The sequence below is a fragment of the Ruegeria sp. HKCCD6647-2 genome, from assembly GCF_057221075.1.
Genome location: NZ_JBWVBD010000008.1, coordinates 1 through 15,326 on the forward strand (window position 1 = coordinate 1; position 15,326 = coordinate 15,326).

At 58.4% G+C, this 15,326-nt stretch carries 18 protein-coding genes; 8 read left to right on the forward strand and 10 right to left on the reverse strand.

The window, feature by feature from the left end; all coding sequences use genetic code 11:
* Window positions 1-191 (forward strand): hypothetical protein (locus AC2TDJ_RS18555; protein ID WP_480844170.1); only part of this gene is annotated, 191 nt, incomplete at its 5' end.
* Here the strand turns inward: AC2TDJ_RS18555 and AC2TDJ_RS18560 are convergent.
* Window positions 169-762 (reverse strand): hypothetical protein, encoded by a 594-nt coding sequence (locus tag AC2TDJ_RS18560; RefSeq protein ID WP_480844171.1) that lies wholly within the window; start codon window positions 760-762, stop codon window positions 169-171. The two genes, AC2TDJ_RS18555 and AC2TDJ_RS18560, sit on opposite strands and share 23 nt — an antisense overlap.
* Window positions 763-859: 97 nt before the next feature.
* Window positions 860-3,208, reverse strand: coding sequence for a DNA topoisomerase IV subunit A (locus AC2TDJ_RS18565; RefSeq protein ID WP_480844172.1), 2,349 nt, complete (start codon window positions 3,206-3,208; stop codon window positions 860-862).
* Window positions 3,209-3,407: 199 nt separating this feature from the next.
* On the opposite strand from AC2TDJ_RS18565, the gene AC2TDJ_RS18570 reads away from it, so the two are divergent.
* The 6 genes from AC2TDJ_RS18570 to AC2TDJ_RS18595 all read left to right on the forward strand — a co-directional run bounded on the left by AC2TDJ_RS18570 (window position 3,408) and on the right by AC2TDJ_RS18595 (window position 7,642).
* Window positions 3,408-4,031 carry an SH3 domain-containing protein gene (locus tag AC2TDJ_RS18570; RefSeq protein WP_480844173.1) on the forward strand — a complete coding sequence of 208 codons (624 nt, stop codon included), beginning with the start codon at window positions 3,408-3,410 and terminating at the stop codon, window positions 4,029-4,031.
* A gap of 67 nt (window positions 4,032-4,098) precedes the next feature.
* Entirely contained in the window at window positions 4,099-4,926 is an 828-nt protein-coding gene (locus AC2TDJ_RS18575) for an SDR family NAD(P)-dependent oxidoreductase (RefSeq protein WP_480844278.1), read from the forward strand.
* A 78-nt stretch (window positions 4,927-5,004) separates the two neighbouring features.
* Window positions 5,005-5,208, forward strand: coding sequence for a twin transmembrane helix small protein (locus AC2TDJ_RS18580; RefSeq protein WP_480844174.1), 204 nt, complete (start codon window positions 5,005-5,007; stop codon window positions 5,206-5,208).
* Window positions 5,209-5,781 carry a cob(I)yrinic acid a,c-diamide adenosyltransferase gene (locus AC2TDJ_RS18585; RefSeq protein WP_480844175.1) on the forward strand — a complete coding sequence of 191 codons (573 nt, stop codon included), beginning with the start codon at window positions 5,209-5,211 and terminating at the stop codon, window positions 5,779-5,781.
* 173 nt (window positions 5,782-5,954) lie between these two features.
* On the forward strand, window positions 5,955-6,713 hold the full coding sequence (locus AC2TDJ_RS18590; RefSeq protein ID WP_480844176.1) for an electron transfer flavoprotein subunit beta/FixA family protein: 759 nt from the start codon (window positions 5,955-5,957) through the stop codon (window positions 6,711-6,713).
* On the forward strand, window positions 6,713-7,642 hold the full coding sequence (locus tag AC2TDJ_RS18595) for an electron transfer flavoprotein subunit alpha/FixB family protein (RefSeq protein ID WP_480844177.1): 930 nt from the start codon (window positions 6,713-6,715) through the stop codon (window positions 7,640-7,642). Before AC2TDJ_RS18590 ends, AC2TDJ_RS18595 begins: the two co-directional genes overlap by 1 nt.
* A 54-nt stretch (window positions 7,643-7,696) precedes the next feature.
* Here AC2TDJ_RS18595 and AC2TDJ_RS18600 read toward each other — a convergent pair whose 3' ends face one another.
* Window positions 7,697-8,524, reverse strand: a complete 828-nt coding sequence (locus AC2TDJ_RS18600) for a DUF6473 family protein (RefSeq protein ID WP_480844178.1) — start codon at window positions 8,522-8,524, stop codon at window positions 7,697-7,699.
* Between the two features lie 164 nt (window positions 8,525-8,688).
* Between AC2TDJ_RS18600 and AC2TDJ_RS18605 the strand changes: the two genes are divergently transcribed.
* Window positions 8,689-9,564, forward strand: coding sequence for a 3-hydroxybutyryl-CoA dehydrogenase (locus tag AC2TDJ_RS18605; RefSeq protein ID WP_480844179.1), 876 nt, complete (start codon window positions 8,689-8,691; stop codon window positions 9,562-9,564).
* A 75-nt stretch (window positions 9,565-9,639) separates the two neighbouring features.
* Here the strand turns inward: AC2TDJ_RS18605 and AC2TDJ_RS18610 are convergent, their stop codons facing one another.
* Genes AC2TDJ_RS18610 through AC2TDJ_RS18640 form a run of 7 tightly spaced genes read right to left on the reverse strand, consistent with a single transcriptional unit; the run spans window position 9,640 to window position 15,064 of the window.
* The gene (locus tag AC2TDJ_RS18610; protein WP_480844180.1) at window positions 9,640-10,539 is read right to left on the reverse strand and encodes a lysophospholipid acyltransferase family protein; all 900 of its coding nucleotides are present in this window, start codon (window positions 10,537-10,539) and stop codon (window positions 9,640-9,642) included.
* Window positions 10,540-10,580: 41 nt separating this feature from the next.
* Complete coding sequence (locus AC2TDJ_RS18615; RefSeq protein WP_480844181.1) at window positions 10,581-10,850, reverse strand: HPr family phosphocarrier protein; 270 nt, start codon at window positions 10,848-10,850, stop codon at window positions 10,581-10,583.
* A gap of 16 nt (window positions 10,851-10,866) precedes the next feature.
* Complete coding sequence (locus tag AC2TDJ_RS18620; protein WP_480844182.1) at window positions 10,867-11,259, reverse strand: PTS sugar transporter subunit IIA; 393 nt, start codon at window positions 11,257-11,259, stop codon at window positions 10,867-10,869.
* Window positions 11,256-12,149, reverse strand: coding sequence for an RNase adapter RapZ (rapZ, locus tag AC2TDJ_RS18625; protein ID WP_480844183.1), 894 nt, complete (start codon window positions 12,147-12,149; stop codon window positions 11,256-11,258). Before rapZ ends, AC2TDJ_RS18620 begins: the two co-directional genes overlap by 4 nt.
* Complete coding sequence (locus AC2TDJ_RS18630) at window positions 12,134-12,604, reverse strand: HPr kinase/phosphorylase (RefSeq protein ID WP_480844184.1); 471 nt, start codon at window positions 12,602-12,604, stop codon at window positions 12,134-12,136. The genes rapZ and AC2TDJ_RS18630 overlap by 16 nt, the downstream gene beginning before the upstream one ends.
* A 4-nt stretch (window positions 12,605-12,608) precedes the next feature.
* Window positions 12,609-14,327, reverse strand: coding sequence for an ATP-binding protein (locus tag AC2TDJ_RS18635; protein WP_480844185.1), 1,719 nt, complete (start codon window positions 14,325-14,327; stop codon window positions 12,609-12,611).
* A gap of 32 nt (window positions 14,328-14,359) precedes the next feature.
* Complete coding sequence (locus tag AC2TDJ_RS18640) at window positions 14,360-15,064, reverse strand: response regulator transcription factor (protein ID WP_480844186.1); 705 nt, start codon at window positions 15,062-15,064, stop codon at window positions 14,360-14,362.
* Window positions 15,065-15,326: the final 262 nt, after the last annotated feature.

The following is a 15,326-nucleotide window of genomic DNA, read 5'->3' on the forward strand; positions in this document are numbered from 1 at the left end:
CAATCGTGCCGATGTTGACGTGCGGTTTTGTACGCTCAAACTTTTCCTTTGCCATTCCTCAGGCGCCCTTTTGCGATTTGGGGGACCCGTGGTCCCGTGGTTACATCTGCGCGCGCGAGATATTTGGTTCAAAGGGGAAAATCAAGCACATCCTGAGGGAAAAGCCGGTTATGACGCCGGATTTCGCGTGAGTTCGTCGGATTCCAGCGGCTGGATCAGGTCCGGGCGCCTGTCGAACCAGCCATTGTCCTTGTGTTCAGCTGCCAGCCATTCCTCGACACGGTCGGCGACTTTCAATGCCAGCCCGCTCATCTGCTCTTCTTTTGTTCGGGAATGGCCCGATCCCGCGACAGCGCTTTCGCTGGTCGTATCCTCCAGGACCTGAAACTGTTTGCCCTTGGCCAGGAACTCTTTCTTGTTCACGTCATAGACGTTCACCAGGACGATGGCGGTGCTTTTGGGGTTATAGATCACCGGGATTCCAGGAGGCGCGAGCATGTAGCCCTCCAGGCTGATACCGATGTCGTACTCCTGAGCGCCTTCGTAGCGGCCCAGGCGAATATCGACCGCGTTCTGGATCGCATTCTCCCACTCCTTGGAAGTTGCATCCCGCGACACCGGACCCTTTCTCGCTTTTTCAGCAAACGCATAGTTCACGCGCAGTTTGAATTCGCCAAGACTCTCCGGCTCTTCATAAACCTGCGTCTGTGTGCATGCGCCCATCAGGGCAAGTCCGGTGATCAGGGTCAGAATGCGCAACATGTGTCTCGTCTCGATAGGCCAGTTTTTTCGGATGTAGCGCACCGATACGGCCTGTGCAAAGCCGTATCGGCGGAAATTCACAGCCGTGGCAACCAGATCACGAAAACTTATAGTCGCGCGGGAAGCCATATGGTGGCTTTTTGCCTACTCCGGCACGCTTGGCCAGCCATTGGGTCAAGTCGGCCTCGTGGCGTGTCTTGTCACCACCCATCGACCATTTCAGGCCCTCTTCCCAAGCGAATGTGGTGATGTCCGACAAGCCACCGTCCAGCTCCAGGGTCCCCTGCCGTCCGCGCGCCATATTGTATTTCTGCAGGCGCACCCCTTTGCCGCGTGTCATTTCCGGCAGCTCGGAGATCGGAAAAACCAGGAATTTTCCGTTTTGAGAAACAACGGCCACATGATCGCCCTCTACAGGCTTGCAGATCATCGCCATCTCATCGGTCTTAACGTTCAGCACCTGCTTGCCGTTCCGGGTCTGCGCCAGAACCTCATCCTCAGGGACAATGAACCCATTGCCCGCGTCCGAGGCCACCAGCAGTTTGCGCCCCGCCTTGTGTATCAAAATGTCGACAATCTGTGCCTCGTTCGGCAGGTCGACCATCAGGCGCAGGGGCTCTCCCATGCCGCGCCCGCCCGGCAGGTTTGCGGCGCTGACCGTGTAGAATCGCCCGTTCGAGGCAAAGACAAGCAGGCGGTCGGTCGTCTCGGCGTGGAAGATGAAACGCGGGCCGTCGCCGTCCTTGAATTTCAGTTCGCGGGTCAGGTCAATATGGCCGGTCATGGCGCGAATCCAGCCCATCTGAGAGCAAACGACAGTGATCGGCTCCTTGTCAATCATCGCCTCAAGCGGCACTTCTTCGACGTTGCCTGCCTCGGCAAACTGGGTACGCCGCGCGCCACCTTCATAGTCTTTACCGAAGGTTTTCTTGGTCTCTTTTAATTGCTCGGCGATCTTCGCCCACTGCAAGGCGGGATCGGCCAGCAAGTCTTCGAGATTGGCCCGCTCAAGCATCAATTCATCTCGCTCGCGGACCAACTCCATCTCTTCCAGGCGACGCAGGCTGCGCAGACGCATGTTCAGGATCGCGTCGACCTGAACCTCGGACAGTTCGCCCTCACCCGGCTTGGGCGAGACATAGTCGGCCTCGCTGGTTGCGCGGATATGATCAATGCCCCAATCCTCGCGCATAAGCGCGGCCTTGGGATCGTCGTCGTAACGTATGATGTCGATCACGCGGTCGAGGTTCAGGAAGGCGACGATAAAGCCCTCCAACACTTCCAGCCGATGGTCGATCTTGGCCATGCGGTGACGCGAGCGACGCAGCAGCACCTCTTGCCGGTGATCGAGGAAAGCGCGCAGCACTTCCTTCATCGAGCAGACCTTGGGCGTCACCCCGTCGATCAGCACGTTCATGTTCAGGCTGAACCGCACCTCGAGATCCGAGTTGCGATAAAGCATGCCCATCAGCACCTCGGGGTCCACGTTCTTGGAACGCGGTTCGAGGATCAGTCGGATGTCATCAGCGGATTCGTCGCGCACATCGGCGAGGATCGGGATTTTCTTGGTCTGAATCAGTTCCGCGATCTTTTCGATCAGCTTGGATTTCTGAACCTGATACGGGATCTCGGTGACGATAATCTGCCACTGTCCACGACCCAGATCCTCGACCTCATACTTACAGCGCAGGCGGAACGAACCGCGCCCGGTGCGATAGGCCTGCGCGATGTTCTCGGGCGGCTCGACGATCACGCCGCCGGTCGGGAAATCCGGGCCGGGGACATAATTCAACAGAGTGTCGTCGCGCGCATCCGGCGTCTTGATCAGATGCAGACAGGCGTCGCACAGTTCCGAGATGTTATGCGGCGGGATATTCGTCGCCATGCCCACAGCGATACCGCTGGCGCCGTTGGCCAGCAGATTCGGGAACTGCGCAGGCAGCACGACCGGTTCGGTCAACGTGCCATCATAGTTGTCGCGAAAATCGACCGCGTCCTCGTTCAACCCCTCAAGCAACGCTTCGGCCACGATGGTCATCCGCGCCTCGGTGTATCGTGAGGCCGCCGGGTTATCACCGTCGATATTGCCAAAGTTTCCCTGCCCGTCGACCAGCGGGTAGCGGACGTTGAAGTCCTGCGCCAGACGCGCCATCGCATCATAGATCGCGGCGTCCCCGTGCGGGTGATAGTTACCCATCACGTCGCCCGAGATCTTCGCCGACTTACGGAACCCGCCTGTTGCGCTCAGACGCAGTTCGCGCATTGCATAGAGGATTCGCCGGTGAACCGGTTTCAACCCGTCGCGCGCGTCCGGAAGGGCACGGTGCATGATCGTGCTGAGCGCATAGGTCAAATAGCGTTCGCCGATTGCGCGGCGCAGCGGCTCGGCTACTTCGCCCCCGTTCTCGGGGGCCTCCATGTTGGGGTCGTCGATCGTATCGTTCATATATGATGTGATACGCCGCAAGTGCGCCTTGGTAAAGCAAGCAGCACATATTTTGCTGGGGACAAGTCGCGCTTTTTGCAACAGGGGGAGGCAAGTCCCGGATTTCCCCGGTTTTTCGACACATGGGCCGGATTATGGTATCCTCTACTCCATTGGAATGCTGCTGAATTTGTATGTTCGATTACCCGGGGGATGCGCCATGACGCGCCTTATTGTCGTTACTTTTGCCCTGCTCGGCTGGTGCTTTTACGTTATGAGCGGCGGACCGGATTTTGAGCCGCGCGGTATGCGTGCCGAGCAACCTGTACGCATGGCAACAGTGCAAAAAAAAACCCCGACGCGCGATGTAGAACCCCAGGCCACAGATCTGGTGACCAACGTCGCCGCACGAACGGCCCCAGTTCGAACACTGCCGGAACCGACTGTTACTGCTGCAGGCGGGGTTGTCGTTGAAGAACCACCAAGTCTCAATGGGTTCTCCCAGATTTCGGCATTTGACGATCAAGGCGAAAGCTTCACGCTGGCCTCACTGGAAGACGGAGTGGCGGGGTTGCGACAAGTCGCACCGACGGCGGATGATGAACCCGCGCAGACCGAGGTGATACCGGAAGAACCCAAACAAGACATTCGTGAAGTTTCGGGCACGCGCGTAAACGTGCGCGACGGGCCCGGCACAATCTACCCCATCATCGGCAAGGTCCAACTGGGCCAGAAGGTCGAAGTCCTTGGCGAATCGGGCACCGGCTGGTTGCGCTTGCGCGTGTTGAATGCGCAACAGGTGGGATGGATTTCCGAGTCTCTGGTCAGCAAATCCACAAACTGACAACCGCCGTCATTGCCCTGACCCAAAGCTCGCCATAGCTATGGCTGAGTTCAGGTACGGAAATGACATGCAGAAATCCATTCTCATTACAGGCTGTTCATCCGGGATCGGTCAGGACGCAGCGCATGGGATGCGTGCGCGGGGCTGGCGCGTTTTTGCCTCGTGCCGCCAACAAGGCGACTGCGACCGGTTGCGCGCGCAGGGCTTTGACAGCCCGCTGATCGATTACACCGACGCCGAAAGCATCGCGTCAGGTCTGGCCGAGGTTCTGGAGGCCACCGGTGGAACGCTGGACGCCCTTTTCAATAACGGCGCGCATGGACTGCCCGGAGCGGTGGAGGATGTTCCGACTGACGGCCTTCGCCATATCTTTGAAACCAACGTTTTTGGCTGGCACGAACTGACCCGGCAGGTCATTCCGGTCATGCGGGCACAAGGACACGGGCGTATTGTTCAGAATTCGTCGGTTCTGGGTCTGGTGGCCTTTCCCTGGCGCGGGGCCTACGTTGCCACCAAATACGCGGTCGAAGGTTTGACCGACACACTGCGGTTGGAACTATGCGGCACGGACATCAAGGTCATCCTGATCGAACCCGGCCCCATTAAGACAAAGCTCCGCGAAAACGCGATCCCGATTTTCGAGCGGTTCATTGATTGGGAAAACTCTGCGTTGCGACAGAAATACGAGTCATCGCTGCTGAAACGCCTCTACGAATCCTCTGGGCCCGACCGCTTCGAACTGCCAGCTTCGGCCGTGACTCTTAAACTGGCCCACGCGGTTGAATCAAAACGTCCCCGCGAACGCTATTACGTGACAACGCCGACTTATATTGCCGGCTATTTGCGCCGTATTCTGCCAACACGTGCGATCGATCGTATTCTCTCGGCTGTCTGAGGCAAAATAACTTGTTCGCTTTTTGGCCCGACGGGTCTAGATGAGTGCGACAGAAACAACAACGCGGACGGTGTAATCGTGGACCTACTGATGGTCGTACTGCTTCTGGCCATGGCGGCGGTCGTCGTCGTTCTGGCCCTTGGCATCGCCAATTTCGGCAAGGGCGGCATGGCCGCTGCCAAGAAAAGCAACAAGATGATGCGCTTGCGTATCCTGTTTCAATTCATTGCCGTGGTGCTGATCGTGCTCTACGTCTATTTGCGCGGACAGGGAGTTCAGTAGATGGTCGTTCTCAACAAGATTTACACACGCACCGGCGACGACGGCAAAACCGCCCTCGGCAACGGTGAACGAGTGGCCAAGTACTCGGGTCGCGTGACCGCATACGGCACCGTGGACGAGTTGAACGCCTTTGTCGGCGTCGCCCGCACCGAGGCCGAGGGCGATATCGACGCGGCCTTGGCGCGCATTCAGAATGACTTGTTCGATCTCGGCGCGGATTTCTGCCGCCCTGACATGGAAAAGGATGCCGAGGCTGACTACCCGCCCTTACGCATCGTTTCAGCCCAGATTGATCGGCTAGAGGCGGAAATCGACGCCATGAACGAATCGCTGGAGCCTCTGCGCAGTTTCATCCTGCCCGGCGGAACACGATTGGCCGCACATCTGCATGTATGCCGCACGGTGTCGCGCCGCGCGGAACGACTGGCCGTCGAGTTGACCAATATGGAACCGGTGAACGAAGTTGCTGTGAAATACCTCAACCGTCTCAGCGACTGGTTCTTTGTTGCCGCGCGTTGCGCCAATAACGGCGGGCGCGATGACGTGTTGTGGATCCCTGGCGCCAACCGCTGATCCTGCCCTATCCGGCGGTCCCCGAGACAGAAAATGACAAAACGCGACGTCCCGGAGCCATGACGTGACGATTTTGCCCTGTTGCGAGTCGCAATGACCCGCTATCAAACGCGGCGAGAGCATTGGTGGAGTCGCATCGCGGCTTGCCGTTTTTGTAAGGAGCATACGCAAAAATGAAGGTACTTGTGCCTGTCAAGCGCGTGATCGACTACAACGTGAAGGTTCGCGTGAAGGCGGACGGGAGCGGTGTTGATCTCGCCAATGTCAAAATGTCGATGAACCCCTTCGACGAAATCGCCGTGGAAGAAGCAATCCGCCTGAAAGAAGCGGGCAAGGCTGACGAAGTCGTTGCCGTTTCGATCGGCGTGAAGCAGGCGCAGGAAACCCTGCGCACCGCACTGGCCATGGGCGCCGACCGCGCCATTCTGGTTGTCGCTGCCGATGACGTCCATCAGGACATCGAGCCGCTGGCCGTTGCCAAGATCCTGGCCAAAGTGGTCGAGGAAGAACAGCCCGGTATCGTTTTGGCGGGCAAGCAGGCGATCGACAATGACATGAACGCCACCGGCCAGATGTTGTCGGCCCTGCTGGGCTGGTCGCAAGGCACCTTCGCGTCCGAGCTGGACATCGAAGGCGACAGCGCCAAGATCACCCGCGAGGTGGATGGCGGTCTGCAGACCATCAGCGTCAAGATGCCGACCATCGTGACCGTCGACCTGCGCCTGAACGAGCCGCGCTATGCGTCGCTGCCCAACATCATGAAGGCGAAGAAAAAGCCGCTGGATGAGAAAACTGCCGCCGATTACGGCGTCGACGTCACACCGCGCCTCGAGGTCGTCAAGACCGAAGAGCCGCCGGCGCGCGCCGCAGGCATCATTGTGGGCTCGGTCGACGAGCTGGTCGAGAAACTCAAAGAAGCGGGGGCTGTGTAATGGCTGTACTTCTGCTTGCTGAAGTCAACAATGGTGAGCTGTCTGTGGACGCCACCGCCAAGGCTGTCTCTGCCGTCAAATCGCTGGGCGACATCACCGTTCTGGCCGCAGGCGGTTCTGCTGCTGCAGCCGGTGAGGCCGCAGCAAAGATCGACGGTGTGTCCAAGGTTCTGGTAGCCGAAGACGCATCGCTGGGCCACCGTCTGGCGGAATCCACTGCCGCGCTGATCGTGGGTCTGGCCGACGGTTACGAGCACATCGTTGCACCCGCCACCACCGACGCCAAGAACGTGATGCCACGTGTCGCAGCTCTACTGGACGTAATGGTTGTTTCGGATGCCTCCGGTGTCGTTGACGGCTCGACGTTCGAGCGTCCGATCTATGCGGGCAACGCGATCCAGACCGTGAAATCGAACGACGCCAAGAAAGTCGTCACCATCCGGACCGCCAGCTTTGACGCTGCGGGCGAAGGCGGCTCGGCCCCGGTCGAGACCATCTCGGTCGGCGACAACCCGGGCCTGTCCGAGTGGGTCGAGGACAAGGTGGCCGAGAGCGACCGCCCCGAACTGACATCGGCCGGCGCAGTTGTCTCGGGCGGCCGTGGCGTAGGCTCGGAAGAGGACTTCAAACTGATCGAAGGCCTGGCGGACAAGCTGGGTGCGGCTGTTGGCGCGTCGCGTGCCGCAGTCGACTCGGGTTACGCTCCGAACGACTGGCAGGTGGGTCAGACCGGAAAGGTTGTTGCCCCGGATCTGTACGTCGCCGTCGGCATCTCAGGTGCGATCCAGCACCTGGCAGGTATGAAGGACTCCAAGGTCATCGTTGCGATCAACAAGGACGAAGAAGCCCCGATCTTCCAGGTTGCGGACTTCGGTCTGGTCGCCGACCTGTTCGACGCCGTGCCGGAACTCACCGAAAAACTCGGCTGACAATACAAGGATTCAAAGAAATCCTGACAAGGCCCGCCCAGCAGCGGGCCTTTTTCATATCAAATCCCGAATTGTGCCTGTCAAAGCCCCGGCAATCCTGCGATGCGTAGCGGGCCCAATCATGCACTCCGCCATCGGCTGCTGCAGAGTACCGAACAGCATATCCTCCAGTTCGTCCGACGCCCCGGACACGTTAACCTGAAGCGCGACCGATTGCGTACATAACGCCGCAACAGATTGAAACATCGACGCATCAACCGTGACTGGATTGTCAGTCGGTTTGCCGATGAAGCAATCCGCATGTCCGGCGGTTACCTCAAGCCAAAGCAGAATAACGGGCGACGAGACTTTCCCTAGAAACGACGTAAGCTTGGTTCGCCAGCTTTGCCGAAGTTCATCTGCAACCAGGTCGAAGCGAGCGTCCGAGTGGCTATTCAATCGATTTACAAGATGCCGCACAAAATGAACGTCGGTAAAATCCATCTCGGGATAAAGTTCAACCAGGTCTCGCGCGGGCTTCAGGAAACGATCATTTCGCCGCGGATGCACCCGATAGTACCGGTTCGATTGCCCCAAAACACCGGGAACCTGAAGCACGCAAAGCTCGGCCGCGTTTGCAAGTTCAAGCAAGCCCGCATCCCGGCAAAGGGCTTCGGCTCCGCAAAACAAACTGCCGAAGTTGATGCAACGCATGTCGAGTTGACGCTCGAGAATGGCGGGGAAAGGCTGCTCCACAAACCGGCCGAACGTCTCATCTCCGCCGATACAGGCTATGTAGGGACGCTCGATCGAGCGTTGCGGTGCCCGAAACGCCAAATGCGAGGCGCCATAATGACAAGCGGATTCTGCGGGACCACCCGCACCGATTGGTTGGTAGCTCATATCAATCACCCAGTTTTCATCACCCGGTTGCCATCTTGCAGCCTTATGTCTTGCAGATTCCTTAATGCGCGCATTTGAAGCGAATTTCACGGTCCCGATCCCCTTGCCGCCGGGCCGGAACTGCCGATAATGTCGCCGTATTCTGCGAACAGGGGCACCAGGACATGGACGTAAAAACAGTCGGAGTGATCGGCGCTGGCCAGATGGGCAACGGTATCGCTCATGTCCTGGCATTGGCGGAATACGACGTACTGCTGAACGACATCAGCCAGGAGGCGCTGGACAGCGCCTTGGCGACAATCGAAGCGAACCTGGCGCGCCAGGCATCGCGCGGCAAGATTACCGACAGTGATGTACAATCGGCACTGGGGCGCATTACCACTACGCTGAATCTGTCGGATCTGGGGAAGACCGATCTGGTGATCGAAGCCGCAACCGAGCGGGAAACCGTCAAGCAGGCGATTTTTGAAGACCTGCAGCCGCATCTGCTGCCGCACACGATCTTGACCTCGAACACGTCTTCGATCTCGATTACCCGCCTCGCCAGCCGGACGGACCGGCCCGAGCGGTTCATGGGATTTCACTTCATGAACCCTGTGCCGGTGATGCAGCTGGTGGAATTGATTCGCGGTATCGCCACAGATGAGGCGACGTTTAATGCCTGCAAGGCCGTAGTGGACAAGCTGGGCAAAACCGCAGCAAGTGCCGAAGATTTTCCAGCCTTCATCGTAAATCGTATCCTGATGCCGATGATAAACGAGGCCGTCTATACGCTCTACGAAGGTGTTGGCAGCGTTCAGTCCATCGACCAATCAATGAAGCTGGGGGCAAACCATCCTATGGGGCCGCTGGAGCTGGCGGATTTCATTGGACTGGACACCTGCCTGGCGATCATGAACGTGCTGCATGACGGGTTGGCAGACACCAAGTATCGCCCCTGCCCATTGCTGACGAAATATGTAGAGGCCGGGTGGCTGGGTCGCAAGACGCAGCGCGGGTTCTATGACTATCGTGGCGAAGTGCCGGTTCCGACACGTTAATAAGGGGCCAGCCCCCTCGCCCGGATTTCATCCGGGCTCACCCCCGGGATGTTTTTGGCCAGATGAAGAAGCGGATCAGTTTTTGGTCGATTGGCCCAGTGACAGGGTGTGCTGTCTGAGCCAGGCCATGAATCCCCGTGGATCGCGTTCCAGCAAGGCCATATCCTCGTCCGAAACCGGATCGCCGATGACCGGGGATTGCGGCTTGTTGCAAGACCGGACGATTTCGTGCAGCAGCAGTCCCTGACGCAGGATCGGCGACAGGCGGTTGGCAATCTGGTACCAGCGCGAGTTGCAGCCAGGGAAAAAGATCGGAACGACGCGCGCGCCGGAGCGGCGGATCATCTTGGCGGTGAACACATTCCACTCACGCTCGATTGCCGGGCCGAACCAGTTGTCGGACGACATGACAACACCGGACGGGAACAGGGCGACGACGCCGCCGTTCTTGAGATGGTCCATCGCCTTGCCCCGCATTTCCAGCATCTTGGATTGGGCTTCGGGGTCGTGCGGAAAGGGAACGGGAATCATGAATGACGTCGCCGCCTCGTCGAGGCCGGTCAGGACCGAGCGGGTCAGAATGCGATAATCACTTCGAACGCGGCCGATCAGTTCCGCAAGGATCATTCCGTCGACCATGCCATGCGGGTGATTGGCGACAACCACGACCGGTCCTTCGCTGGGAATACGGGCGATCTGCTCCGCCGGGGTTGTCAGGTCGATCCCCATTGTCTTGAGCGCACCGCCCCAGAACTTCTGACCACGGTAATGCTCGTTCTGCTTCTCGAACTTGTTGACCATGCGCAGGATGGTCAGCTTGCCGGTACACCATTCGATGGCGCGAATGGCTGTTGCAGTCCAGGCGTCGTCAAACGAGTTTGCGTAAGTCAGGGTTTTGCGATCGTAGATTTCGCCTTGATCAGGGCTTTGATCCACGACCGGGCCTGTCTTGGTATCGTGCGTGGTTTCCGCCAATTCCTGGTCTTCCCGTCCAATTTTCCGCGGCAGATCTGCGGTCAGAACCCTTCGCCGAACTTGTCGTTCACCAGAGTTTCCAAAGCTTCTGCCAACGCCTCAGCATCCGGGCCGGACGTCTCGACGTCAATAGTGGTTCCGCGCGACGCTGCCAACATCAAAAGACCCATGATACTGTCGCCCGAGGCAGAAAGTCCGTCTCTGGACACCTCTGCCCTTGCGTCAAAGCCTTCGACCACTTCGACCAGCTTGGCTGAGGCGCGGGCGTGAAGTCCTTTTTCATTAATGATTTTCAAGCTTCGGTTGGCCATTTCAATTAACCCGGTCTTAGTCCAGCGTCACGTTTTGTGCATTGATGTATTTGCGGCCAGATTCCAGGGCCAGACGCACGGCTTCCGCCACCGGCAAGTGGCGACTTTTAGCCAATTTTATCAACATGGGCAGGTTCGCCCCGTAAAGGATTCGCCGATCCTGCGGCGCGCAGGCCCGCAAACTGAGGTTGGATGGGCTGCCGCCATAAAGGTCGGTCACCACCACGACACCGTCGCCAACGTCGACCTCGTCAGCGGCGCTGCAGATCTCTTCCTGTTTTTCCTCACGATTGTGATCGGCCTCGATCGGAACGGCTACCAACCCGGGTTGCATGCCAACCACGTGCTGGGTCGCGGCCAGATACTCCTGCGCCAGTCCGCCATGAGCTACAATTACGATCCCGATCAACCCGGCCTCACATTCAACGATCGACGTTCCATTTCGCGGTGCCTAATTGACACCTGCTGCCCCTGTTCTGCAAGAGCCTTTGCAACCGCTTCCGCCATTGCAACTGACCTGTGCTGCCCGCCAGTGCAACCGAAAGCCACGGACAGGTGTGCCTTGCCTTCCGCCCGAAAGGCCGGCAGCAGCTGGATCAGCAGGTCAACGACCCTGTCAAAGAACGCTGCATAGTTCGTATCGGACTGAACATAGGCCGCCACATCCGGATTTCGACCATCCTCTGCCCGCAACTCCGGACGCCAGTAGGGATTGGCCAAAAACCGGCAGTCAAAAACCATGTCCAACCCACGTGGTAAGCCCCGCTTGTAGGAAAAAGACTCGATGGATACGGCCAGATGACGCCCGCCTCGGGGGGCAAACCAATGCTCGACCTCTTCGCGCAATTGGTGAATGTTCAGGGAACTCGTGTCGATCAGTGTATCCGCAATTTCGCGGATCGGCTGCAGCAGTTCTTTTTCCTGCCGAACGCCCGTTTCCGGACTGGCATTTGCGGCGACCGGGTGGCGCCTTCGGGTTTCGGAAAACCGCCGCAGCAATACCTCGTCGCTACAGTCCAAGTAGAGCGTGGTCAGATCGACATTCTCCATCCGCCCCAGCCGTGCAGCCAGTTCGATAAATCCGATGGTCGAAAAGTCCCGGTTGCGCGCGTCAATCCCCAACGCCATGGGCCGGGCATCGTCAGAGCCGTCGAGCAATCGGGACAAAAGACCCATGGGCAAATTGTCGATTGCTTCAAAACCAAGGTCTTCCAGGACATGGATCGCTGTCGAGCGTCCCGCACCGGATGGTCCCGTTACCAAAACGATGCGACGTTGCGATGTCATGTGTTCGGCCATTGCGGGTCCACACGCCCCATTTTCACAAGTTGAACCAACGCTGCAGCCAAATTGGGCGTGTCTGCAGCACGAAGCAAGGGAACAGTTTGGCTCAGGAGGTGAACATGGGTCGGCTCGGGCAGACGGCGGGGTTCCGCTTGCCCCAGATCGACGACGTAAGACAAGGGAACCGGCCCCGCCGGGTCCGCGCGCAATAGCCCGATACCGCGCGCCTCGATCAGGCCGCGGATCGGCTGTTTTGCGTCTGCCATGACCTTGCCCGCCTGCATACTCAGATCGACCCGGTCATCGCCAACCAACTGCGCCCCGAGCGCCATAAGTTGCAGCGCCAAGCCGGACTTGCCCGAGCCGGACGGCCCCACGATCAACACACCATTCCCATGAACGGACACGCAGGTCGCGTGAATACAGGCCCTATCCTGACCGGTGGTTTCTGTCAGGGATTGCGCATCCATGAGCCTACACGGGAAGTCCTACGACAAACCGCGCGCCCAGCGGATCTGACGTGATGTCCGCTTCGGTCGGGCGGATGTTCTCGGCCCAGATCACACCGCCATGTGCCTCGACAATCTGTTTGGAGATAGCCAGGCCCAGGCCCGAGTTATTGCCGAAATGCTCCTCGGGCCGTTCTGAATAGAACCGCTTGAACACTTTGGTCAGCGCCTGATCTGGAATGCCGGGTCCGGTATCTTCGACCACGATCAAGACCCTTTTGTCACGCTGGCGCACCCAGACGCGAATTGCATCGTTTTCCTGGCAGAATGAGATTGCGTTGGTAATCAGGTTTACAAAGACCTGCGCCAGCCGCGCCTCGAGCCCGTTGATCACGATGGGATCGGATGGCAGGTCGGTGATATATTCGATACCTTTCGAGCGTGCATCCTCGCCCAGGAACTGACCGATATTGTCGAGGAGTTTCAGCAGGTCAAACGGCTGCTCCTCTTCCTTGACAAGTTCCGCGTCCAGACGGGAAGCGTTCGAAATATCGCTGACAAGCCGATCCAGCCGGCGCACATCGTGCTCGATGACACCCAGCAGTTTTTCGCGCTGATCATCACGTTTGACCATGCGCAATGTGCCAACTGCGGACTGCAGACTGGCCAACGGGTTCTTGATTTCATGGGCCACATCGGCAGCGAACTGTTCGTTCGCATCGATCCGGTTATAGAGTGCAGTCACCATCCCGCGCAGAGCCCGGCTGAGGCGACCGATTTCATCCGGACGAGCACTAAGATCCGGGATACGAATGCGACCCGGATTGACGCTCGAACCACGATCCTTGCCGATCTCGGCTGCCGAGGCCAGATCTGCGAGCGGGTTGGCAATGGTAGATGCCAGAACCAGACTGAGTCCGATAGAAACAAGCAGCGCCACGATAAACATCTGCAGGATCCGCTCCTGCTCCTGCCGGGCCAGGGCATCGATCTCTCCGGCGGGTCCCGCCATCGCGACGGCACCGACGGGTGCGCCTTCCAGCAAGATCGGTGCGACGGCCACGATAACGGTATCGCCTGCGTCATCCAGCACTGTCTGAACCTGCACGTCCCCCGCAAGCGTTTTGGGGATAATCTCCTGTACGCGCTGTGCCAGTGTCGGAGCCTCGCCTTCCGGCGCACGGCTAAAGATTGTATGCACGCCCATCCAGACTGCATTCAGCGCATCGCTGATCAATGTGCTTCCGGTCGCCGCGTTACGATCCGTGCGAAGCAGGACAGGCAGTTCGGACGCGGGCGTCGCCCCTCGTGTCCAGCCAATCAGAGTACCGGTGCCATCATAGACAAACACCTCGCCACCTTCCGGCAAGCTGAGCCCTGAAAGCGTGTCACGTACATCCAGTGCGACAGCCTCGCCGCTACCTGAAACCAACGGCTGACGCAGCTGGGTTTCAAAAACGTTGCTGACCAGTTTTGCATCGCCGATCAGATTGCGTGCCGTCTGCTGCACCCTTTGTTCGCGGGAATTATCCAGATAAAGCAGCCCGGCCACCAGAATGACCAAGGCGATCAGATTGAACGTGATGATCCTGCGGGCCAGTGGCGATCTGCGCAGGGAGAACAGATTGCGCCTTGACCGCTTTGCATTCAGTTCCGCAGAGTCAGGATCCTGGGGAATGACCCAGTCATCCCCAAGTACGACGTCACCGTCGCGAAATTCGCTGGATTGTTCGGTATCGCGCACGAGACCCTACCACCCCTTAAAAACGGTCGCGTCTACTCTTCGTTATACCGATATCCGATACCGTACAAAGTCTCGATTGCCGAAAATTCCGGATCTGCGGCACGCATTTTCTTGCGCAGGCGCTTGATGTGGCTGTCAATCGTCCGGTCATCCACATAGACCTGATCGTCGTAGGCCACGTCCATCAGCTGATCCCGGCTTTTGACGAAACCCGGACGTTGTGCCAGCGCCTGCAGTAGCAGGAATTCAGTCACCGTCAGCGATACATCAGCACCTTTCCAGCTCACCGCGTGTCGCAGGGGATCCATCCGCAGCTCGCCGCGTTCCATCACCTTTGCGTCACCTGTGTTGGTATTCGCCACATCGCCTTCGGTGGCCTCCTGCCGCCGCAACAGGGCGCGGATCCGTTCGACCAGCAAGCGTTGTGAGAAAGGCTTTTTGACATAGTCATCTGCGCCCATGCGCAGCCCCAGGACTTCGTCAATCTCATCGTCCTTGGACGTCAGAAAAATGACCGGCATCTGGGTTTTCTGCCGCAGGCGCTGCAGCAGATCCATGCCATCCATGCGCGGCATCTTGATATCCAGCACGGCCATGTCCGGCAGCTTCTTGTTGAACGCGTCCAGCGCGGCCTGCCCGTCGTTATAGGTTTCGACCTCAAACCCTTCGGCTTCGAGTGTCATGGACACGGACGTCAGAATGTTTCTGTCGTCGTCCACCAGTGCAATCTTTGACATCGGGTTCACCCCTATTCCTGCTCACTCGCGCAATAATACGCTTTTTTGTAAGGCATTGTTGGCGGTTTTAAGACGCCGAATCAATCCGTAACTGCGAATCGTGCCTTTGTTGGGGCAGGTATGCGGCAAATTTGCCTTGATACCCCCAAGAATCTGCCGGGTTTTCCGGCAGGAAAAACTTGGTGGCGCTAAACCTTAGCTTGGTTGCGCTAACTGCGCCAAACCGTCCTGTTCATGCCCCAAACGACCGTGATAAGAGGCC

Excerpts from the sequence above, each read along its gene's own strand:
- AC2TDJ_RS18560 (WP_480844171.1), bottom strand. The coding sequence starts at position 762 with ATGTTGCGCATTCTGACCCTGATCACCGGACTTGCCCTGATGGGCGCA.
- AC2TDJ_RS18565 (WP_480844172.1), bottom strand. The coding sequence starts at position 3,208 with ATGAACGATACGATCGACGACCCCAACATGGAGGCCCCCGAGAACGGG.
- AC2TDJ_RS18570 (WP_480844173.1), top strand. The coding sequence starts at position 3,408 with ATGACGCGCCTTATTGTCGTTACTTTTGCCCTGCTCGGCTGGTGCTTT.
- AC2TDJ_RS18575 (WP_480844278.1), top strand. The coding sequence starts at position 4,099 with ATGCAGAAATCCATTCTCATTACAGGCTGTTCATCCGGGATCGGTCAG.
- AC2TDJ_RS18585 (WP_480844175.1), top strand. The coding sequence starts at position 5,209 with ATGGTCGTTCTCAACAAGATTTACACACGCACCGGCGACGACGGCAAA.
- AC2TDJ_RS18590 (WP_480844176.1), top strand. The coding sequence starts at position 5,955 with ATGAAGGTACTTGTGCCTGTCAAGCGCGTGATCGACTACAACGTGAAG.
- AC2TDJ_RS18595 (WP_480844177.1), top strand. The coding sequence starts at position 6,713 with ATGGCTGTACTTCTGCTTGCTGAAGTCAACAATGGTGAGCTGTCTGTG.
- AC2TDJ_RS18600 (WP_480844178.1), bottom strand. The coding sequence starts at position 8,524 with ATGAGCTACCAACCAATCGGTGCGGGTGGTCCCGCAGAATCCGCTTGT.
- AC2TDJ_RS18605 (WP_480844179.1), top strand. The coding sequence starts at position 8,689 with ATGGACGTAAAAACAGTCGGAGTGATCGGCGCTGGCCAGATGGGCAAC.
- AC2TDJ_RS18615 (WP_480844181.1), bottom strand. The coding sequence starts at position 10,850 with ATGGCCAACCGAAGCTTGAAAATCATTAATGAAAAAGGACTTCACGCC.
- rapZ (WP_480844183.1), bottom strand. The coding sequence starts at position 12,149 with ATGGCCGAACACATGACATCGCAACGTCGCATCGTTTTGGTAACGGGA.
- AC2TDJ_RS18630 (WP_480844184.1), bottom strand. The coding sequence starts at position 12,604 with ATGGATGCGCAATCCCTGACAGAAACCACCGGTCAGGATAGGGCCTGT.
- AC2TDJ_RS18640 (WP_480844186.1), bottom strand. The coding sequence starts at position 15,064 with ATGTCAAAGATTGCACTGGTGGACGACGACAGAAACATTCTGACGTCC.